The following is a 20,802-nucleotide window of genomic DNA, read 5'->3' on the forward strand; positions in this document are numbered from 1 at the left end:
CATGGCGATCGAGCGCGTTGTAGCAGGTGTTGACGACGCCACCGGTGAACCAGCGGCCGTAGACGCCCTGCGCGGCATCGAACACTTTTTTCGGCGGCTCGATCCAGTCGATCTCCCTGGCCGCCTCGGCCCAAAAGCCCTCGGGATCGGCAAGCGAGCGCGCGTGGATCTCGTGATAGCTGCTCTTTCCCTGGACATTTCCCTGGACGTTCATGGCCGCGCTCCATTCCCTCTCGTCGCCTGTTCCTCGACCTGAGGGCGGAACAGGCGTTCCGCCATGACAGGGATCAAGTGCCGGCGTTGTTTGAGACTATTTTCCCGGGAACGGGCCGCGGTTCAAGCTGAAAAGGATGCGCCTTTTGGAGAAAGGCACGCCGCAGCCACCGTGCCGCTGGTGCGCATGGAGCGCTGGCCGCCCCGCAGGCGGAAGGAAGCACGCGGATACCCCGCGCCGCTCAGCTCGCCATTGCGTTCAGCCGCTGCAGCCGATCCTGCATGACTTTCCGCAGATCGTAGCCGGGCCGGCCGAAACTGGCATTGCGGGTGGCGAGGAAATCGCGCTGGGTCTTGCGCAGATCGCTGGCCGAGCGCTTGTTCGCGGATTTGAGCACGCGTTCGTAGGTCTCGGCGATCTGGCGGTCGAGCACGCCCAGCTGCGGATCGGCGCAGATCACCTTCTCCACCTCGCGCGTCGCGGTCGCGCAATCGAACGACGGACCGTTGCCGGAGACCGCATTCAGCGGAGGCAACGGCTCCCCGCCGAACTTCGCGATCTCCGCGAGCATGGTGCGGCGGCCCGCGGCGGCATTGTCGTTGCCGGGGTCGAGCCGCAGCGCGGTCTCGTAGTCGGTCAGCGCCTTCCTGCGCTCGCCCATCTTCTTGTAGAGCACGGCGCGGTTGTTGTAGGCCTGCGCGAAATTCGGATCGAGCTTCAGCGCGGCGTCGTAGTCGCTCAGCGCGGCTCCGAGTTCGCCCTTGAGCTGGTGGGAATCGCCGCGGTTGGTCAGGAAGTTCGGCCGCGGCGCCAGCCGCAGCGCCTGGTCATAATCCGCAATCGCCCTGTCGTACTCGCCCATCGCAGACAGCGAGAGGCCGCGATTGTCGTAATATTCCGGCACTTTCGGGTCGCGCCTGATCGCCTCGCTGTCGTCGGCGACCGATTTGTCGAGCTGGCCGAGCTTCTTGTAGGCCGCGCCGCGATTGGTGTAGGTGCGCGGCCGGTCCGGATCGAGCCGCAGCGCCTCGTCGAAGTCCCGGATCGCCTTTTCATTGTCGCCGCCGAGATAGAAGGTCACGCCGCGATCGGACCAGGCCTGGGCGTCATCGGGCTTCAGCTTGATCGCCTGGTCGTAATCGGCGATCGCGCGGTCGAGCCGACGCTGATTGGTGTAGACGACGCCACGCAGCGCGAAGGCCTCGGCATCCTGCGGATCGAGCTCGATGGCCTTGCTCAGATCCGCAGCGGCACGGTTGAGATCGCCGCCGGCTTCGCGCAGGAGGTCGCCGCGCAGGCGATAGGCCTTCGCATATCTGCCGTCCAGCGCGATGGCACGGTCGATGTCGCGGAGCGCCTGCGACAGGCCGCCGGATGTTCGCGCATTGGCATCGGCGCGCGCCACGAGGGCCGCGGCGCGGTTGGAATTGGGATTGGCCGGCTGGTCGATGATGGTGTTGCACGCCGAGATCAGCTCGGCCGGATCGGCTTTGCTGCCGAGCACGCAGTCGACGGCGGCGGAGGCCGGCATGGCGAGGACAAGGCTGATCGTCGCGCCGAAGACCGAACTCCGCAGCGCGATCCGGACAAGCGACAGAATATGCGCGGAAGCTTGGGAGCCGCACATGGCGAAGGACTCCGTGACGTCAGGTTCTCACCATTGTCGCGGCGGCCCGGAAACGGGTTCAATCGCGGCCGGGCTTGTCCCGGGCATCCACGCTCCTACAATCCGGCGGCGAGCAAGAACAGGAATGACCGGGCTGTCGGAAAGACACGCGCTTTCGCCGGTCATCACGAGGAAACGAATATGGCCGATCTTCCCGATATCCCCCTCCCCGCCGGCATCCGCTCGCGTTACGTCGACGGCATCAACGGCCTGCGCATGCACGTGCTGGAGGCCGGGTTCGAAACCCGGGGCCGGCGCTGCATCCTACTGCTGCACGGCTTCCCCGAGCTCGCCTTCTCCTGGCGCAAGGTGATGCCGGCACTCGCCGCCGCCGGCTATCACGTGATCGCGCCGGACCAGCGCGGCTATGGCCGGACCACGGGCTGGAGCGCCGACTACGACGGAGATCTCGCGCCGTTCCGGCTGTTCAACCTGGTCCGCGACGCGCTCGGGCTGGTGTCGGCGTTCGGTTACAAGCAGGTCGATCTGGTCGGGCACGATTTCGGCAGCCCGGTCGCGGCGTGGTGCGCATTGATACGGCCCGACGTGTTCCGCACCGTGGTGATGATGAGCGCGCCGTTCGGCGGGCCGCCGCCGCTGCCGTTCGACACCGCCGACACAGCGCCGAAGTCCCCCCGCGAGGACCCCGTGCATCGCGAACTCGCGGCGCTCGCCCGCCCGCGCAAGCATTATCAATGGTATTACTCGACACGTCCCGCGAATGCCGACATGCAGCACGCGCCGCAGGGCGTGCATGATTTCCTGCGCGCCTACTACCATCACAAGAGCGCGGACTGGACGGACAACAAGCCCTATCCGCTCAAATCATGGTCAGCGGGCGAGTTGGCGAAGCTGCCGACCTACTACGTAATGGATGCCGGCGAGACGATGGCCGAGACGGTTGCCATGGAAATGCCCTCATCCGCCGTCATCGCCGCCAATCGCTGGCTGCCGGACAGCGAGCTTGCGTATTACAGCGCCGAATACGGCCGCACCGGATTCCAGGGCGGACTGCAATGGTATCGCTGCGGCACCTCGGGTGCTTTCGACAATGAGTTGCAACTGTTCGCCGGCCGCACCATCGACGTGCCCTCTTGCTTCTTGGCCGGCAAGCAGGACTGGGGCACCTACCAGCGACCGGGCGTCGTCGAGGCGATGCGGACGACCGCATGCACCAAGATGCTCGGCTGCCATCTGATCGATGGCGCCGGACATTGGGTGCAGCAGGAGCAGCCGGCCGAAGTGAGCCGGTTGCTGCTCGATTTTCTCACCAAGGCCCACACCGGCTGAATTGACCCGGGAACCCTGGCCTCCTATATAGTTTAGAATAATTCTAAACTAATGAGTCGGGGCCGCCGTGAAGAGTTTTGCCGATCTGACCGAGCGCGAGGTGCTTGCGGTCGCGATCTCCTCCGAGGAGGAGGACAGCCGCATCTACATGGCCTTCGCCGAGGATCTCAGGGGCCGCTACCCGGACACCGCCAAGATCTTCGAGGAGATGGCCGAGGAGGAGCGCGGCCACCGCCACCGGCTGCTCGAGCTCTACGAGGAGCGTTTCGGCCCGCATCTGCCGCCGATCCGCCGCGAGGACGTCAAGGGCTTCCTCCGGCGGCGTCCGATCTGGCTGACCAAGAACCTGCCGCTCGACACGATCCGGAAAGAGGTCGAGACCATGGAGCTCGAGGCCGAGCGGTTCTACGCCCGGGCTGCCGAGCAGGCCGAGGATGTCGGCGTGCGCCGGCTGCTCGGTGATCTCGCCGAGGAAGAGAAGCACCACGAGAACCGCGCGGTCGCGCTCACCGACGAGATCCTGAAACCGGACGTGCGCGCCGAAGAGGACCGCACGCGGCGGCGCATGTTCGTGCTGCAATATGTGCAGCCGGGCCTCGCCGGCCTGATGGATGGATCGGTCTCGACGCTGGCGCCGCTGTTCGCGGCCGCCTTCGCCACCCACCAGAACTGGCAGACCTTCCTAGTCGGCCTGGCCGCCTCGATCGGAGCGGGCATCAGCATGGGCTTTGCGGAAGCGCTGTCCGACGACGGCTCACTGAGCGGGCGCGGTTCGCCATGGCTGCGCGGTCTCACCTGTGGGGCGATGACGACGCTGGGCGGCCTCGGTCACACCGCGCCCTATCTCGTGCCCGACACCTGGGCCAACGCGTTCTGGATCGCGACCGCGATCGCTGGAATCGTCGTGTTCTTCGAATTGTGGGCGATCGCCTTCATCCGTTCGCGCTACATGGACACACCCTTTCTCCAGGCCGTATTCCAGATCGTGCTCGGCGGCGCCATCGTGCTTGCGGTGGGCATATTGATCGGAGCGGCGTAGCGACAAGGAGCTTCGTTCGGCCCGCGCCCATCAACGACGCGCCGGCATGGCAACCGCGATCAAACGGCGGTTGCGGCCTTGGCGCAAACTGCGCATCATCCGCGGGCAAAGGAAGCAGGAGATGCGTGTGGCCAAATCGGAATGGAGTTTCAAGAGCGCGGTCGAACTGTCCGCCGCGTTGACCGCAAGGAAAGTGTCCGCGGTCGAGCTCACGCGGGATGCGATCGATCGCATCGAGCGGCACGACGCCAAGATCAACGCAATCTGCGTCAGGGACTTCGACCGTGCGCTCGGCGCGGCGCGCGAGGCGGACGCCGCATTGGCGCGTGGCGAGCGCAAGCCGCTGCTCGGCCTGCCGATGACGGTGAAGGAATCCTACAACGTCGCCGGCCTGCCGACCACCTGGGGCATTCCCGCGCAGAAAGACTTCGTTGCCAAGGAAGACTCACTGCCGGTCACACGGGTCAAGGACGCCGGCACCGTCGTGCTCGGCAAGACCAACGTGCCGCTCGCGCTCGCCGACTGGCAGAGCTACAACGACGTCTACGGCACCACCAACAACCCCTACGATCTCGGCCGCACGCCGGGCGGCTCGTCCGGCGGCTCTTCTGCGGCGCTTGCCGCGGGCTATGGGCCGCTGTCGATCGGCTCGGACATCGGCGGCTCACTGCGCGTGCCGGCCTTCCATTGCGGAATCTATGCTCACAAGCCGACCTTCAACCTCCTCGCCATGCGCGGGCACGTGGCACCGCCGGCACCGCCTCTGCCGTTCGAGCGCGACCTTTCGGTGATCGGACCGATGGCGCGCAGCGCGGCCGATCTCTCGCTGCTGCTCGACGTCATGGCCGGCCCCGATCCGATCGAGGCAGGCATCGCCTACAAGCTCGAACTTCCCGCGGCGCGCCATAGCGCGTTCAGGGATTTCCGCGTGCTGGTGATCGACACCGATCCGCTGTTGCCGACCGATACGGCCGTGCGCGGAACCATCAACACACTCGCCGACAACCTCGCCAAGGCCGGCGTCAGGATCGAACGGAGCAGTCCGCTGCTGCCGGATTTCGCGGCCTCATCGCGGCTCTACATGCGGATGCTGATATCGTTTCTCGCCGCGAGCTTTGCGCCCGATGTCTATGCCGGGGCCAAGGCGGCCGCGGCTGCGCTGCCCGAGAGCGACAACAGCCTTGCTGCGGAGAGACTGCGTGGCGTCGCACTGAGCCATCGCGATTGGGTGGCGGCGAACGCCGGGCGCACGCGGCTGCGGGCGCAATGGCGCGAGCTGTTCAAGACTTACGACGCGGTGATCTGCCCGATCATGCCGACGCCGGCCTATCCGCACGACCATTCCGAAGACCAGGAAAAGCGCCGCATCAAGATCGACGGCAAGGAGTACGCCTATCCGGACCAACTCGCCTGGCCCGGCATCGCCACGCTGCCCGGCCTGCCCTCCACCGCGATCCCGACCGGCTTCGCGCCGGACGGACTTCCGATCGGCGTCCAGATCGTCGGCCCGTGGCTGGAGGACCGCACACCGCTCAAGCTTGCCGAGTTGATCGAGCGCGAATTCGGCGGATTCGTGCCGCCGAAAATGTTCGACGATTGAAGCCTCATCCTGGGGAGCGCGCAAAGCGCGCGTCTCGAAGGATGAGAGATCATGGCCTTCATGGTTCTCCAGGCGATCCGAAGCATCGTCCCGGAGGCGCTTCCGCGCCTCCTCACCATGAGGGACAACATGGGAGAGGACACACCATGGGCCAGGACCTGGAACAGCTCACCGCACTCAACCGCGACTATGTCGCCTCGGTGCAGAATTGCGACGTCAGGCGTTTCGACGAGATCCTGGCGGGAGAGTTCTACTGCTCCAATCCCGCCAAGACCCTGGTCGACCGTGCCGCTTTCCTGGAGCAGACGGCGCGGCCGATCGCGATCCGCAATCTGCAGGCGCACGACGTACGCATCCGGATCATGGGCGACTTCGCGATCATCCACGCCGCCACCAGCTACACCACCGCCGACGGCCAGCAGGCGACCGGCCGCTACACCGATTGCTGGGCGAAGACGGACGGCAAGTGGCTGGCGCTGTCGGCGCACGTGTCGCGGTGAAACGATCCCGGTAGCGTGGATGAGGCGAAGCTGAATCCGGGGACGGTCCCGAGAACCGCGTCCACGATTGCGCTGCGCTCCATCCGGGCTACGGACTGCGTCCACGCTCGCCGCTGTCGTGCCCCGCGAAGGCGGGCATCCAATACGCAGCAGCCCCTCTATTCGGCGAGAACCGTCTTGGAAACCCGGATCGCCCGGTCAAGCCGGGCGATGACACTTGTTTTGGAGTGAGCCCGGCAAACGCCGATCGATCAGCTGTCGAACACGATCACGCTGCGCAGCGTCTTGCCGGCCTTCATGTTGGCGAAGCCTTCGTTGATCTCCGACAGCTTCAGCTTGGCCGAGATCCAATCCTCCAGATGCAGCCGGCCGCGCAGGTAGAAATCGACAAGGCGCGGCATGTCGACACGGAAATGGTTGGAGCCCATCGAGGAGCCCTGGATCTTGCGCTCGCGCAGGAAGTCGAAGCCGTGCAGCTCGATCTTCTGGCCGAACGGGATCATGCCGACGATGGTGGCGGTGCCGCCCGAGGCGAGCATGCCGAACGCCTGCTCCGCCGTCTCCTTGCGGCCGAGCACCTCGAACGAATGATGCACCCCGCCATTGGTGAGGTCGCGCACCTGCTTCACGACGTCGCCGTCGGCGGGATTGATGATGTCTGTCGCGCCCAGCTTGGTCGCGAGCTGGAGCTTTGCCGGATTGGTGTCGATGGCAATGACGCGCCCGGCGCCTGCGATCTGCGCACCGTTGATCGCGGCCATGCCGACGCCGCCGCAGCCGATCACGGCCACAGTCTCGCCCGCCGTCACCTTGGCGGTGTTCACGACGGCGCCATAGCCGGTGATGACGCCGCAGCCGATCAACGCGGCGAGATCGAGCGGCATCTCCTTGCGGATCTTCACGATCGCATTCTCGTGCACCAGCATCTGCTCGGCGAAGGACGAGAGATTGAGGAACTGGTGCAGCTTTTCGGGCTTCGACCATTGCATCCGGTTCGAGGCGCCGGGCAGCATCTTCACCGTCGTGTCGGTGCAGAGTACGGTGCGGCCCGTGGTGCAGTTGTCGCAGGTGCCGCAGAACACGGAGAGACAGGTGACGACATGATCGCCCGGCTTCACATACGTGACGTCGGAGCCGACCTGCTCGACCACGCCGGCGGATTCGTGTCCGAGCACGGCGGGCAGCGGATGCGGATAAAGACCTTCCATGAAGTGCAGGTCGGAGTGGCAGAGGCCGGCTACCGAGGTTCGGATCAGGACTTCGCGCGGCCCCGGCTTCGGCAGGCTGACATCCTCGATCACCAGGGGTTTGTTGACTTCATGGAGGACGGCGGCCTTCATCGGTGTTTCCTCTTTGTTGTTGTTTCGTTGGCGCGGTTCGTCGTCGCTCCCGCGGGGAGAGCCGGCAGAGCCTACGCCGCCAGAACCAGTTCGCCAACCTCGCTCATGCCGGCCGCGCGATCGCCGAGCAGCAGCGCCGCGATTTTCTGCTGTGCGGGATTTTCTGTCAGCCGGAATGGATCATGCGGCGACACGCGATGATCGATCACCAGCCGTGACAGCAACAGCCGGCGCGCATCGCCGCGCATCGCGTGAATGCGATGCGCCTCCCAGGCCAGCGCGACCGCGCTCGCCACGTGATAGAGCAGGCTCGTGGCACGGCGCGCATCGGCCTCGTTGTCTGCCTTGCCCGCGACCTCGCGCGCGAAACCGACGGCGCGATCGACGAGACCACGCAGATGATCGCGCCAGGCCTGCGGCACCGAGGCGCTGTCGCCGAGCCGCGCATGCAGATCGGCCGCCAGCGCGGATTCGGCGCCGTGGCGGCCGACCGCCCGCTTGAGCGCATCGATCGCGACGATGTTGCCGGTGCCTTCCCAGATCGAGCCGAGGTGTGCGTCACGCAACAGGCGCGCGGTGGCGAATTCCTCGATATAGCCGATGCCGCCGCGCATCTCGAGCGCGTCGCCGCAGACCTTCCGGGCATCGCGCGTCGCACGGAATTTCAAGGTCGGCGTCAGGATGCGCAGCAGCGCCGCGGCATCCTGGCTGCCGGCTTCGGCGCGATCGAGCGCGTCCGCGGTGAGGAAACTCATCGACAGCGCCTGTTCGACCGGCAGCATGATCTTCAGCATCTGGCGCCGGCCGAGCGGCAGGTCGATGATGCGATTGCCGAACACGACACGGTTCTTCGCCACCGTCATCGCGTCATGATAGGCCCGGCGCATCAGGGCGGTGGATTTGACGCCGTTCGAGAGCCGCGACGAGTTCACCATCTCGGCCATCTGCACGAAGCCGCGGTCGAGCTTGCCTACGGCATAGGCGATCGCGCCTTCGAGCTTGATCTCCCCGGACGCCATCGAACGCGTGCCGAGCTTGTCCTTCAGCCGCACGATCCGGTAGTGGTTCTGCGAGCCGTCGTCGAGGAAGCGCGGCATCAGGAACAGACCGACGCCGCGTGTGCCGGGACCGGCACCTTCGGGGCGCGCCAGCAGCATCACGACCTTCGCGTCCGCATTCGAGCAGAACCATTTCTCGCCGTATAGGCGCCAATGATCGCCCACCTGCACCGCGCGCGTGGTGAGCGTGCCGACGTCGGAGCCGCCTTCCTTTTCGGTCATGAACTGGCCGCCTTGCGTCAGCCTGCTCATGTCGGTCTGCGTCAGCCCGTCGAGATACTTCGCCTTCAGCGCCTCGCTGCCGAAATTCGCCAGCAGCTTGCCGCAGCCGTCGGTGACGTTGATCGGGCAGCCCATGCCGAATTCGGTCTGGTTGAACAGGAAGGTGAAGGCGTGCTTTGCGACGACCGGATATTTGTCCGGCCAACCCATGATGCCCTTGCGCAGCGAAAGCGCGTGGATGCCGAACTCGCCGAACGCGGCCTTCTCCAGCTCCCGATAGGCCGGGTGGTATTCGATCCACTGCATGTCACGGCCGAACTTGTCGCGCTGGTGCAGCACGGGCGTGTGCCGGTCGGCGAGCCGCGCGCATTCGTCGAGATATCCGCCGGCAAGTCCGCCCAATCGTTCGAGATGCGGCTCGATGTGACGGAACAGCGCGTCCGGGAGATGGATGCGCAGCAGATCCGTCAGCGCGGGATCGGCGCTGTAGAAATTCATTCCGCTGGTATCGGGCGCGAGCAGGCCGGAGTGCTTTTCCAACGCACCTGCCTGTTGTGACGTGATGGGCTGATGCATGACGACCTCTTCGTTTCCGTCCCGCGGCATTCTCATACGGCCGCTTTCCCGCTTGCCGCGTGGGATGACGTGGATCATGCTCCAGAGGTCGGAGCGGATAAAGCGGCAAATTGTCAGGGAGGCATGACGCCGTCAGGGAGCCGTCCGCTCTGCGGAATTGTGATCCGCAGATTCCGAACGTCGGCTGGTTGTTCGCGCGGCCCGTGCATAGATGAACGGCTCCTGATCCTCGAGGGACCACAGATGGACCACCCGAAGTACAAGATCGCGCTCATCGTCGGAGCCGGTGAGGGCTTGAGCGCCTCGCTGGCACGGCTGTTCGCCGCTCAAGGCATTCGCGTCGCGCTCGCCGCCCGGAAGGTCGAGAAGCTCGGCGCGCTCTGCACCGCGACCGGCGCGAAGGCGTTTGCCTGCAACGCCACCGAGCCGGAGGAGGTGGAGCGTCTGTTCGGCCTCGTCGAGCGCGAGCTCGGCGCGCCCGACCTCGTCGTCTACAATGCCAGCGGCCGGAGCCGCGGGCCGTTCGTCGATCTGGTTCCTGCCGATGTCGCGCAGGCCATCGCGGTCAGCGCCTATGGTGGTTTCCTAGTGGCGCAACAGGCGGCAAGACGCATGCTGCCGAACAAGCACGGCGCGATCCTGTTCACCGGAGCCTCCGCCAGCGTGAAGGGCTACGCGCAGTCCGCGCCTTTCGCGATGGGCAAGTTCGCGCTGCGCGGGCTCGCGCAGAGCATGGCGCGCGAATTGTCGCCGCAGGGAATCCATGTCGCGCATTTCGTCATCGACGGCGGCATCCGCAGCGCGGCGCGCACGGAAGCCCCGGACAAACCGGATTCCATGCTCGATCCCGACGCGATCGCCGAGAGCTACTGGAACGTGTTGCAGCAGCCGCGCAGCGCCTGGAGCTGGGAGCTCGAGCTGCGGCCCTGGGTAGAGAAGTTTTGAGACGATGTTTTGAGGCAAAGTCATAACAGGTGTCGTTGCGGGCGGAGCGAAGCAATTTAGAATGCCAGATCCTCACCCTGAGGAGCGCGCCCGCAGGCGCGCATCTCGAAGGGCGAGGCCAATAGCCGGATCTTCATCCTTCGAGACGCGCGTTCCGCGCTCCTCAGGATGAGGAACAGAGAACCGGAATTGCTTCGCTCCGCTCGCAACCACGGCCAGGGAGGAAAGATGACCACCGAAACGACCATCGATACCGGCACCAACGAACTCCTCTGCATCATTCGTGATCGCGTCGCGGTGATCACGCTGAACCGGCCGGAGGCGCGCAACTCGCTGTCGGACACGCTGACCCCGGCACTGCGAACGATGATCCGGACCTGCGGCGAGGACCCCAATGTCGGCGCACTGCTGATCACCGGCGCGGGCCAGGCATTCTGCGCCGGCGGCAATGTCAAAGGCATGGGCGCGCATCGCGATCCGAAGAAGCTGGAAATGTCGATCGAGGACAGGGTGGCCGATCTGCAGGAGCGGCAACGACTGCTCACCGGTGCGCTGGTGTCGGTTCGAAAGCCGACCATCGCCGCCCTGCCCGGCCCGGCGGTCGGCGCCGGACTTGCACTGGCCATGGCCTGCGACATCCGCATCGCCGCGCAATCGGCTTTCGTCGCCACCGGCTATGCGCGCATCGCGCTGAGCGGCGATTACGGCATCGCATGGCTGCTGACGAGGCTGGTCGGCACGGCCCGGGCCCGCGAGCTCCTGTTCACCGGCGATCGTGTGGACGCCGCGCGCTGCGAAGCGATCGGTCTCGTCAATCGCGTCGTGCCTGACGACAAGCTGCAGTCCGAGGCGTTCGCGCTGGCGAAGTCGCTTGCAGAGGGCCCGCGCATGGCGCTGCGTTACATGAAGGACAATCTCGACGAGGCCCTGCTGTTCGACTTCGCGACCGCCCGCGACCACGAGGCCGAGCGGCTGATCCGGCTGACCACGACCGCCGATCACAAGGAAGCCGTGCAGGCCTTCATCGACAAGCGCAAGCCGGTCTACACAGGGAAGTAGTCCGCTCCACCCCCGGCTCGACAAGTCGCTGGGTGAACGCAAAAAGACCCGGCCCTGGTCGACCAGGGCCGGGTTCGCAGTGGTGTCAGGCCAAGGCTGAGGGGCTGTTGGCCTGACGGGAAAGCGCGGCGAGACGCCAGCTCGCGCAAGGAATGTCCTTCGGCGCGACGGCAACATCCTTGTCGAAATGAACCAGCTTCCAGTCGTCCGGATGGCTCGCGAAGACGAAACCGGATTTGCGCGCGAGCGAGATCATGGTCTGGTTGGAACGCAGCGTGTCGCCGAACATGCGCTCGGCACCGAGCGCGGCCGCGCGGCATTCCAGATTCCTGAGCAGCGCGCTGCCGATGCCGTGGCCCTGCCAGCGATCGTCGACCGAAAGACCGAATTCGAATGCCGCGCGGTCCTCATGGAAGGCGTAGCGCGCTTCGGCGACGATGGTCTCGAAGCCATCGACCGTCATGGTCGCGACGACCGTGAACCGCTCGTGTTCGCCGACCCGGAGGAAATCGTGCAGCAGGCCCGTCGGCAATTCGCTGATCGCGCCGAAGAAGCGATTGTAGCGGGAGCGGGTCGAAAGCGATCGGAAATAGTGCTGAAGCTCTTCAGTGTCGCGCGGCTCGACGAAGCGGAGCTTGACCGGCTCGCCCCGCCGGGTGCGCAGCGTATCCGAATATTGCTTCAGGTCTTCCAGGCGAAGGGCGCTCATGACACGTGCCTTGGAAAAAGGGGGACCGCCGGCGCCCCTGATCAGGCGGCGCCGGCCTGGCAGCCGATCAGGCCCGCCAGAAGGGTTTCTCTGCCTCGAACGCGATGTCGCTCCAGGACAGGCCGACATCGTGCAGGTCGCGGGCCGTCCAGTGCGCCAGCTCGCGCCGGGTCCGGTAGCGCTCGTGCCACACATGGATGGTCTCGCCGATCTGGTAGATCAGCCCGGATGCATGATGATTTGTCATCGTATCGGTTGTGCAAGTAGACATTTTCAGCTCCTCGAGCTAAATTTGAATGGAATATCTTCCTCTGCCTGCATTTCGACAAACGACAATTTGTACCCTTTCGCATGAAATAAGCTCATGCATCCTGCTGCCAGATGACTGCCAGATTGCCCTCCCTGAACGGATTGCGGGCCTTCGAGGCCGCGGCGCGCCATCTCAGCTTCACGCTGGCGGCGGCCGAGCTGAACGTGACCCAGACCGCGATCAGCCATCAGATCCGCAGGCTCGAGGAGGAGCTCGGCATCCGCCTGTTCGTCCGGCAGAATCGCGCGCTGGCACTGACCCCCGAGGCACGGGATTACCTGCCCGGCGTGCGCGCCGCGTTCAACGATCTGAGGCTCGCCACCGACCGCCTGTTGCGCAGGGACGACGACAAGGTCCTGACCATATCCACCCTCGCCTCGCTGGCCGCGAAATGGCTGCTGCCCCGGCTGACCGATTTTCAGGATGCCCACCCCGGCATCGACGTCCGCATCACCACCTCGACCAGCCTCGTCGACTTCCAGCGCGACGACGTCGACGCCGCGATTCGCTACGGACGCGGCCAGTGGCCGGGCCTGCGCGCCGACTGGCTGATGGCGGACGAACTGTTCCCGGTCTGCAGCCCGTCGCTGCTGCGCGGCGACAAGCCGCTGCAGCGGCCCGAGGATCTCCAGGGCTATCCGCTGCTCCACACCTCGAACGCCAACAGCGACGACTGGCGGCTCTGGCTCACGGCGGCGGGCCTTCCCGCCGACATCGCCAAGCAGCCGGGCATCACCTTCGACATGATCTTCATGACCATCCAGGCCGCGATCGACGGCATCGGCGTCGCGATGGGGCGCACCTCCTACGTCCAGGACGACATCGCCAAGGGCCGTCTCGTGGTCCCCTTCAAGATCGCGCTGCCGGCCGATGCCGGCTTCTATCTGGTGTCGCCGGACGGCCGCCGCGAAGCGCCGAAGCTCGCTGCCTTTCGGCAATGGGTGATCGCTGCAACGCAGAATAAAGCCTGAAAAATCATCGGCTTCCGCATTGAAATCGGTTGACTCTCCGTTCCCCACGCGAGAGGGATGAGTCAGATTGTCACAGCAACAATCTGTCGCCTTGCCGTGAAATGAATTCCGGTCCGGCCACGTCCGAAGGGGAGTAACGTCATGGCTGGATCCGCAACATCAACCAATCCGCCCGAAATCAAGTCGCGCGTCGGCGCGATCCTGCGCGCCACTTCGGGCAATTTCCTCGAGCAGTTCGACTTCTTCCTGTTCGGCTTCTATGCCGCCGCCATCGGCAAGGCGTTCTTCCCTTCCAGCAACGAAACGGCATCGCTGCTCAACACCTTCGGCGTGTTCTGGCTCGGCGCCCTGATGCGGCCCGTCGGCGCGATCGTGCTCGGCGCCTATATCGACCGTATCGGCCGCCGCCAGGGCCTGATCGTCACCCTCGGCATCATGGCGTTCGGCACCGTGGTGATCGCGTTCTGCCCGAGCTACGCCACCATCGGCATCGCGGCACCGATCATCGTGCTGATCGGCCGCCTGCTGCAGGGCTTCTCCGCCGGCGTCGAGCTCGGCGGCGTCTCGGTGTATCTCGCTGAAATCTCCACGCCCGGCAATCGCGGCTTCTACACCTCGTTCCAGTCGTCGAGCCAGCAGGTCGCGATCTTCGTGGCCTCGATCCTCGGCTACATCCTATCCGAGATCATGCCGGCCGACACCGTCGCGGCCTGGGGCTGGCGCATTCCGTTCTTCGTCGGCTGCCTGATCATTCCCCTGATCTTCCTGCTGCGGCGGACGCTGGAGGAGACACCGGCCTTCCTCGCCATGAAGAAGCACCCGACCGCCGGCGAAGTGTTCGCCTCCGCGCTGGCCAACTGGCGCATCGTCATCCTCGGCATGATGATCGCGATCCTGACCACGACGACGTTCTATTTCGTCACAGTCTACACGCCGACCTTCGGCAAGACCGTGCTGAAGCTGTCGACGCAGGACGCCCTGCTCGTGACGCTGCTCGTCGCCGTCACCAATTTCATCTGGAATCCGGTCGGCGGCGCCCTGTCCGACCGCATCGGCCGGAAACCGGTGCTGCTGACCATCGCGTCCCTGGCGCTGGTGACGGCCTATCCGGCGCTGCACTGGCTGGTGGCGGCCCCGACCTTCGGCAAGCTGCTGGCGGTCGAGATGATGTTCTCGTTCTATTTCGGCGTCTACAGCGGCACCATGCTCGGCGCGCTGGTCGAGATCGTGCCGGCCCATGTCCGCACCACCTGCTTCTCGCTGGCGTTCGCGTTGGCGGCCGCGCTGTTCGGCACCTTCACCCCGTTCGCCTCGACCTGGCTAATCGAGACGACCGGCGACAAGGCCTCGCCCGGCTTCTGGCTGATGTTCGCCGCACTGCTCGGCATCATCGCGGCGTCTGTGGTGTATCGCGGCGGCGGCAAGGCGGTGCCGACATATGATTCGGTGGCGGAGCCGGTCGGCGGACGCTCCTGAAGACAAGCGCAAGCAACCCGGCCGCGGGTTAGATCGAGACGCCGCCGGCGGGCACCAATGGCGGTGGCACGACGCGAACCGGCTCGGCGCTCACCTTGCAAGGCAAAAAACACCCGGCGGTTTCCCGCCGGGTGTTCGTTTTAGATGCTTCGATAGAGCTTACCAGTTGCGCTGGGCGCGGAGCAGCAGGGTGATGCTGTCCTGGTCCTTCAGCTCGTACAGAGCGGCCGGCTTGCCGGTCGTGGCAGCACCAGCATAACCAACGGTTCCGGCATACTTCTGGTCGAGGTGGGTCCAGTTCAGGTCGCCCGAGAAGGTCAGGTTCTTGACCGGAGTCCAGCGGGTGATCAGGCCGATCTGGCCGACGGCGAAGTCCGGGTTACAGGACGTGACGCCTGCCAGACCACCGAAGGTACCGCCAGCGCCGTTAGCACCGCACAGGGCCGTCTTGGCCTGCGAGCCGAACTGAGCCTGAGCGTAGGCACCGTACAGCGAGGTGTTCCAGTTCTGATCCCAGTTGTGGGTGTAGGCACCACGGAAGCCCCAGGTCTTGACGGTTTCCTGCGACGAGCCGGTCGTGAACACGGTGTCCGGAGCGAAAGCGAAGCCAACGCTCTGGTAGGCCGTGCCCGAGCTGCCGAACATCGAGTAGGAGCTGCCAGCCAGGTTCTGGAAGTTGTAGCGGGTCGCGCCATCCGTGTAGACGCCCGACACGTTGATCGTGTCGCCAGCGCCGGTCGGGATGTTCTTGATCGACAGAGCGAGCTGAACAGCCCAGCCCCACTTGTCGTCGGGGTGGCCGGTCGTCTCGGTCGAGCCGTAGTAGGCAACGTGGTTGTCATGCGCCGCAACCGACGCCTGGAACAGACCCCAAGCCTGGTCGACACGCACCGTACCAACGAGGTTCGGCGAACGAGTGCCGCCGATGGCGTTGGAACCGTAAGCAGCACCGGTGATGCCGGTGAGACCAGCAGCGCCGCTCAGGTTGAGGTTGCCCGCCTGGTAGTAAGCAGACACGTCTTCAGCCGAGAACGAAGCCGTGACGCCCTGACCGAAGTCAGCGGTGTAGGTGAACTGGTTGACACCAGTGACCGTGCCGCTGCCGCCGACGAGGCCGTCGAAGTTGTTGCCGGGATAGTTGGTCCAGGGCGCGTCGAACTGCGACACGGCCTTACCCATGGTGAAGCCAGCGAACTGGATGAAGGCGTAGTACACGCCGAGCGAACCGCCCGAGGTGCCGCCGTCGGTCGGGTTGACGCCGCTAGCGCCGACCAGCGCCGGAGTCGCGCCCGAGGTGTTCAGGCCGTAACCGCCGGTGTACTGGGTGCCGCCCGTCGCGGAGCCGTTGCCGACGTAGCCGCCGGTGGTCCAGGAGAACGTGGCATCGAAGAAGGTACGAACAACGCCGTACTCGGTGGCGGTGCGCGTGTCGATGTTGAGATCCTGACGAGCGCGCATCGTGTAGTAGTTGCTGAGGCGGTTGTGCGCACCAGCGGGAGCGCCGTTGGCAGCGCCGTACACGCTGTTGGAGCCGAGCGCGACTTCAGCACGCAGATAGCCACCCAGCTTGATGCAGGTGTCGGTGCCCGGGATGTAGTAGAAGCCGGCGCCGTAGAGCGAGCAGATCTTCACGTATTCGACCGCCTTGGCCTTCACGGGAAGATCGGCTGCGAACGCGCCGGAGACAGCCATCAAGCTGGCGGCCGTGCCGAGAAAGAGCGACTTCGTCAACGTCATAAGGATAACCTCCAAGTCCGTTCCGGGGGCCCGGCTCCTCGACGGAGGCCGCTTTGCCCTCTTCAATTTCCGTTCAATTCAGGTCCGCACTGAAGGTCCGGACCGAAACGACAGTGAGGTGCCCCCTCCGTCGTGGCTTCACCTATAATTTATAAAAACAATCGTCTCAATTTATTGATTTAGTGAATCTTAAGTTCGGGCCGAGATGTTGCGCGCGGGCAACAGGGGTCTTTGGCGGCCGGAAAACCACTGAAACAAAAGAAAAAGCCCTCAGGGGGCATCCCGAGGGCTTTCTTGGAGGTCTCACATTGCTGTCAATTGACGCGGTCAAGAGCAACAAATCCTGAGTGCCAAAAGACGTAATTTAATTAATTGTTTTTTGCAAGCACTATTGGCGAGAACCGTTTCCCTGCTGCGATGTCCATCAGCCATGCGCATTGTGGATAGTCGAGACGCCCTCCGAATATCCCGGTACAAAGACCTGGTCGGCTACTTCTGAGCGAAACCGGGACCCAACATGATCGAGAAGAAACTCGACAGAGCAATTACGGACTTCATCTGGAACGTGATCGAGATCCATTCTCAACTCGAGGACATCCACACCAGCTGGGCCGAACTGCTGGGCATCACCGAACCACAGTGGCTGATCCTGATGGCCATCACGGAGCTGGACCAGGGGCAAGGCGTCGCAGGCATCGACATTGCCAACAAGTTGCGCGTCCATCCGGCCTTTGTGACCAATCAGACCAAGACCCTCGAGAAGGGCGGCTTCCTGTCGCGACGGCCGGGAGCGGACGATGCCCGTTTCGTCCTGATGTCGCTCACGGCAAAGGCGAAAACGGAAATCGACAAACTGTCCAAGAAGAAGCTCGCCCTGAACTCGACCATGTTCAACGAACTCGACGAGAAGACATTGGCCGATCTGAACGCCGCGCTTGCGACGATTGCCAAGAATTCCCGGCTGGCGGCGAGATTGCTGGCCATCGACGTGACCCGCTGAAGCCCGCGCGGCCGGTTTCGCGAGAGCCCGACATCCGAACGATGAGCCGAAGCGCGATGACGCGCCACCCGATCCGATCGTGCTTCAGAGGCGGGTAAGCGGATCGGGCTGAGGCGCGGATCCGAGCTTCGCGCCGAACCATTCGAAAATGAAGTCGTCGACGGCGATGAAATTCTCCACCTCCCCCAGAGGGGACGGGATACGGTTCGGCACGACGACCGAACAATCCGCTCCAGCCTGCCGATAGCCGGCCTGCAGCTCGAGCGCTTCCTCCTCACGAACCATCGATCGCTCTCCGACGACGATGAGGAGCGGACACGATATTCGACGCGGCGGCGGCAGCGTCTCCGTTGCATCATGGCAGGCCTGCTCAATGCCGGTCATCCAGCGAACCGATGCTCGACGCCTGACCGATGTCACGAGATCGCCGTCACACACCGCGGCCGCGACCCTGCGATCGGAGAGGGCAACGCGGGAGGCGCAGCCGGCGCCGGCTCCTTCGCCGTAGACTGCGATCCGCTGTGGGTCGACATCGGTGCGCGCCAGCAAATGGTCCATCCAGCATTGAAGGATGTGCTCCTGCTTGAACACGCGGCGAGCCCGCGAATCGCCGGCGTCGAGGAACAGCAGTGACATGTTTCGGCCGAGCGAGGCCGGCAACAGCCTCGTCATCATGGAACCCCGAGTGATCTCCCCGTCGCCGATGCAGATGATCGCGGGCGCCGCAGAGTCACGACGGGATGCCGGCAGAAAGAATCCACTGAGCGGCTCTTGATCATCGCAATCGAGTTGCACGTGCTCGATCGTGTCGTCGAGATCAGCCTCGAATCTGCTCTGGCTGGAACCGACGTCATCAGCGAGATCGACGTCCGCACGATCTGCCCGACACGTCAGATTTCGCGCAACCTCAAACGATGTCAGCGAACAGAGGCGCGCTTCGTGCGCGACCTGAACGAAGCCATCGTCGCGAGCGGCCTCGGCGGCCATGCGGTATTCGTCTGAAAGCCTCATCCAGTCCGAGACCCACAGATGCCTGTGCGCCTCGTGCGCGAGTTCCGCGACCGACAGACGTTCGAAGAATTCGGACGCGCGCTTGCGCAGGCGCGCGAGCCCCGCACCAGCGTTACCGCACAAACCGCGAGGCCAATGATCACCCTCCATCCCGATCCTCGCACTGCGCCATCAGCGGTTGCCCAGATTTGCGGGCTTCGCCTTCAGCGCAGCGCCCTGCACCCCCGCGCCATTCGATCGCAGGTTTGCCCAATGGCGTGCATAGAGGGCGCAGCGGACAGGCGGAAAGACGGTAAATGGCCGCAGGCTGTGTGCGGTGCGACGGACCGCCACATTCAGCGAATCAAGCTGCAACGGATGCATTCACGATGAAACCCGGAGTCTGCGGGCTCTCGTACACACTTGATGTGTCTTCCGAAAACGATCGCTACAAAATGTCATGAAATGTTGCATCGCCGCCGATTTGACTCCGATGGCAAGCGACGCCGGGGGCAACATCGAACCCGCAACGACGATCGAATTATAACTCAACGACTACGTAGTCGCTCTCGACCCTGACCGGAATCGTCTCGGCCACATAGGGCCCCTTCACCACGCTCGCGCCCGGCTCGACATGCGCAGGATAGGCCTTCACGCGAAAGCGGCGGGGATCGCAATAGGATTGGCCGGTACGAATGTCGAACTCCCAGCCGTGCCAAGGGCAGCGAATGATCTCGCCGAGCTTCGTGTATTCGATCTCGCCGGGATTGGTTGATTGCGCGAGCCCGATCAATGGACCCTCACACAGCGCCGCGCCCTGATGTGGACAGCGGTTCATCAAGCCGAAATATTCGCCCTTGATGTTGAAGACCGCGATCGGCCGGCCGTCGACCTCCAGAAATTTTCGTGTCCCCGGCGGAAGCTCGTCCACCGCGGCAATCACATGACGCGCCATCAACCGATTCCATACAGCTTGCGCGCATTGCCGAGATAGAACGCCTCGCGGTTCTCCTCGCTGACGCCCGCCGGCAAGACGCGCGACGGCTCGTCGTAGTCCCAATGCGGATAGTCGGTGGCGAACAGTAGCCGGTCCCAGCCGATCCACTTGATGACGTCGAACAGATCCTCGCGCCGCTCCGGATCTTCCATCGGCTGCGTCGTCCACCACACCTGCTCGCGGATGTATTCGGACGGCGGCCGCTTGACGTGCGGCACCTCGCTGCGCAGCCGCTGCCAGGCCTTGTCGAGCCGCCACGCCAGCGACGGCGCCCAGCCGAAGCCGGCCTCGATCATCACCATCTTGAGCTTCGGGAATCGCTCGAACACGCCTTCCAGCACGAGGCTCGCGAGCGCAGATTGCTGGCACTGCGAGTGACCGACCATCTCCTCGATGTAATAGCTCGGCCAGCCCGACGGCGTGATCGGATTGCCGCCGAAGCCGAAAGCATGCACGCCGACGGGAAGACCGGCCTCCTCCGCCGCCTGATAGATCGGCCAATAGCGGCGCTGGCCGAGCGGCTCGACGTTACGGCTGAGCAGAAGCACCTGCACGAAGTTCTTGTCGCCGGCCCGCTCGCGGATTTCGGCGGCGGCCGACAATCCGTCCTCGTTGCCGACGACGATCGAGGCTTTCAGCCGCTTGTCCTTGCTCGTCCACTTGTCGATCTGCCAGTCGTTGATCGCGGAGCAGAGCGCCGCCGAGAGCTCGTGATTGCGAATGCCCTGCCCGGTATTGAGCGGGTTGAGCACGCCGAGCTGGACGTTGTTGGGATCGAGAAGCTGCTTCTGCATGAAGGACAGCGAAGACCCCTGCGGCCCGCCTTCCGGCGGATAGGCATCGCGGCGCGAGGCGTTGGGCTGCGCCTTCGGATAGGGCGGGCCTTCCATCATGCCCTGATAGGCATGCACGCCATAGACTTCGAGATGATGCTGCCAGCGCTTGGCGAGATAGGGATAGAGCTCGGTGCGCGTCGCGCGTGCCGGGTGGATGTCGCAGTCCGCGATCGCGATCTTGGTCGCGTTCGTGGCGGTCAGGGCGGAAGCGGCTTCGGAGTTCTCGCGGAACTGGATATTCATCGCCTTGCCTCCTTTGGCAGCGGG

The 20,802-nt window shown here is 64.6% G+C and carries 19 protein-coding genes; 9 read left to right on the plus strand and 10 right to left on the minus strand.

Features of this window, described 5'->3' with window-relative positions; genetic code table 11:
* Together QM712_RS17725 and QM712_RS17730 are read right to left on the minus strand one after the other, a co-directional pair.
* Positions 1-214 (minus strand): acetyl-coenzyme A synthetase N-terminal domain-containing protein (locus QM712_RS17725; protein ID WP_415024415.1); only part of this gene is annotated, 214 nt, incomplete at its 3' end.
* 241 nt (positions 215-455) lie between these two features.
* Positions 456-1,841, minus strand: a complete 1,386-nt coding sequence (locus QM712_RS17730) for a tetratricopeptide repeat protein (protein ID WP_415024416.1) — start codon at positions 1,839-1,841, stop codon at positions 456-458.
* Between the two features lie 180 nt (positions 1,842-2,021).
* Between QM712_RS17730 and QM712_RS17735 the strand changes: the two genes are divergently transcribed.
* From QM712_RS17735 to QM712_RS17750, 4 genes are all read left to right on the plus strand, one after another.
* Positions 2,022-3,170 carry an alpha/beta fold hydrolase gene (locus QM712_RS17735; protein ID WP_415024417.1) on the plus strand — a complete coding sequence of 383 codons (1,149 nt, stop codon included), beginning with the start codon at positions 2,022-2,024 and terminating at the stop codon, positions 3,168-3,170.
* Between the two features lie 67 nt (positions 3,171-3,237).
* On the plus strand, positions 3,238-4,209 hold the full coding sequence (gene mbfA / locus QM712_RS17740; protein WP_415024418.1) for an iron exporter MbfA: 972 nt from the start codon (positions 3,238-3,240) through the stop codon (positions 4,207-4,209).
* Positions 4,210-4,336: 127 nt separating this feature from the next.
* Positions 4,337-5,809, plus strand: a complete 1,473-nt coding sequence (locus QM712_RS17745; RefSeq protein ID WP_415024495.1) for an amidase — start codon at positions 4,337-4,339, stop codon at positions 5,807-5,809.
* 146 nt (positions 5,810-5,955) lie between these two features.
* On the plus strand, positions 5,956-6,309 hold the full coding sequence (locus QM712_RS17750; RefSeq protein WP_415024419.1) for a nuclear transport factor 2 family protein: 354 nt from the start codon (positions 5,956-5,958) through the stop codon (positions 6,307-6,309).
* A gap of 251 nt (positions 6,310-6,560) precedes the next feature.
* On the opposite strand, the gene QM712_RS17755 is transcribed toward QM712_RS17750, so the two are convergent.
* Both QM712_RS17755 and QM712_RS17760 read right to left on the minus strand, forming a co-directional pair.
* Positions 6,561-7,649 (minus strand): Zn-dependent alcohol dehydrogenase, encoded by a 1,089-nt coding sequence (locus QM712_RS17755; protein WP_415024420.1) that lies wholly within the window; start codon positions 7,647-7,649, stop codon positions 6,561-6,563.
* 71 nt (positions 7,650-7,720) lie between these two features.
* Positions 7,721-9,505 carry an acyl-CoA dehydrogenase family protein gene (locus QM712_RS17760; RefSeq protein WP_415024421.1) on the minus strand — a complete coding sequence of 595 codons (1,785 nt, stop codon included), beginning with the start codon at positions 9,503-9,505 and terminating at the stop codon, positions 7,721-7,723.
* 243 nt (positions 9,506-9,748) lie between these two features.
* Here QM712_RS17760 and QM712_RS17765 point away from each other — a divergent pair, with 243 nt between their 5' ends.
* Positions 9,749-10,450, plus strand: coding sequence for an SDR family NAD(P)-dependent oxidoreductase (locus tag QM712_RS17765; protein WP_415024422.1), 702 nt, complete (start codon positions 9,749-9,751; stop codon positions 10,448-10,450).
* A gap of 228 nt (positions 10,451-10,678) precedes the next feature.
* The gene (locus QM712_RS17770) at positions 10,679-11,509 is read left to right on the plus strand and encodes an enoyl-CoA hydratase (RefSeq protein WP_415024423.1); all 831 of its coding nucleotides are present in this window, start codon (positions 10,679-10,681) and stop codon (positions 11,507-11,509) included.
* Positions 11,510-11,594: 85 nt separating this feature from the next.
* Here QM712_RS17770 and QM712_RS17775 read toward each other — a convergent pair whose 3' ends face one another.
* Together QM712_RS17775 and QM712_RS17780 are read right to left on the minus strand one after the other, a co-directional pair.
* Positions 11,595-12,218 carry a GNAT family N-acetyltransferase gene (locus QM712_RS17775; protein ID WP_415024424.1) on the minus strand — a complete coding sequence of 208 codons (624 nt, stop codon included), beginning with the start codon at positions 12,216-12,218 and terminating at the stop codon, positions 11,595-11,597.
* A 67-nt stretch (positions 12,219-12,285) separates the two neighbouring features.
* On the minus strand, positions 12,286-12,489 hold the full coding sequence (locus QM712_RS17780) for a DUF1127 domain-containing protein (RefSeq protein WP_415024425.1): 204 nt from the start codon (positions 12,487-12,489) through the stop codon (positions 12,286-12,288).
* Positions 12,490-12,599: 110 nt separating this feature from the next.
* On the opposite strand from QM712_RS17780, the gene QM712_RS17785 reads away from it, so the two are divergent.
* Both QM712_RS17785 and QM712_RS17790 read left to right on the plus strand, forming a co-directional pair.
* Positions 12,600-13,499 (plus strand): transcriptional regulator GcvA, encoded by a 900-nt coding sequence (locus QM712_RS17785; RefSeq protein ID WP_415024426.1) that lies wholly within the window; start codon positions 12,600-12,602, stop codon positions 13,497-13,499.
* A 141-nt stretch (positions 13,500-13,640) separates the two neighbouring features.
* The gene (locus QM712_RS17790; RefSeq protein ID WP_415024427.1) at positions 13,641-14,975 is read left to right on the plus strand and encodes an MFS transporter; all 1,335 of its coding nucleotides are present in this window, start codon (positions 13,641-13,643) and stop codon (positions 14,973-14,975) included.
* A gap of 159 nt (positions 14,976-15,134) precedes the next feature.
* Here QM712_RS17790 and QM712_RS17795 read toward each other — a convergent pair whose 3' ends face one another.
* Entirely contained in the window at positions 15,135-16,712 is a 1,578-nt protein-coding gene (locus QM712_RS17795; protein ID WP_415024496.1) for a porin, read from the minus strand.
* Between the two features lie 517 nt (positions 16,713-17,229).
* Between QM712_RS17795 and QM712_RS17800 the strand changes: the two genes are divergently transcribed.
* Positions 17,230-17,712, plus strand: a complete 483-nt coding sequence (locus QM712_RS17800; protein ID WP_415024428.1) for a MarR family winged helix-turn-helix transcriptional regulator — start codon at positions 17,230-17,232, stop codon at positions 17,710-17,712.
* An 84-nt stretch (positions 17,713-17,796) separates the two neighbouring features.
* Here the strand turns inward: QM712_RS17800 and QM712_RS17805 are convergent, their stop codons facing one another.
* The 3 genes from QM712_RS17805 to QM712_RS17815 form a co-directional block, all read right to left on the minus strand.
* A complete protein-coding gene (locus QM712_RS17805; protein ID WP_415024429.1) occupies positions 17,797-18,873 on the minus strand; it encodes an alpha/beta hydrolase in 1,077 nt (358 codons plus the stop codon).
* 370 nt (positions 18,874-19,243) lie between these two features.
* Positions 19,244-19,657 (minus strand): Rieske (2Fe-2S) protein, encoded by a 414-nt coding sequence (locus QM712_RS17810; protein ID WP_415024430.1) that lies wholly within the window; start codon positions 19,655-19,657, stop codon positions 19,244-19,246.
* Positions 19,657-20,778: an amidohydrolase family protein gene (locus QM712_RS17815; protein ID WP_415024431.1), complete on the minus strand. Its 1,122-nt coding sequence runs from the start codon at positions 20,776-20,778 to the stop codon at positions 19,657-19,659. Before QM712_RS17815 ends, QM712_RS17810 begins: the two co-directional genes overlap by 1 nt.
* Between the last annotated feature and the right edge of the window lie 24 nt (positions 20,779-20,802).

Origin of the sequence: Bradyrhizobium sp. (assembly GCF_047605465.1) — a bacterium.
Lineage (GTDB): Bacteria > Pseudomonadota > Alphaproteobacteria > Rhizobiales > Xanthobacteraceae > Bradyrhizobium.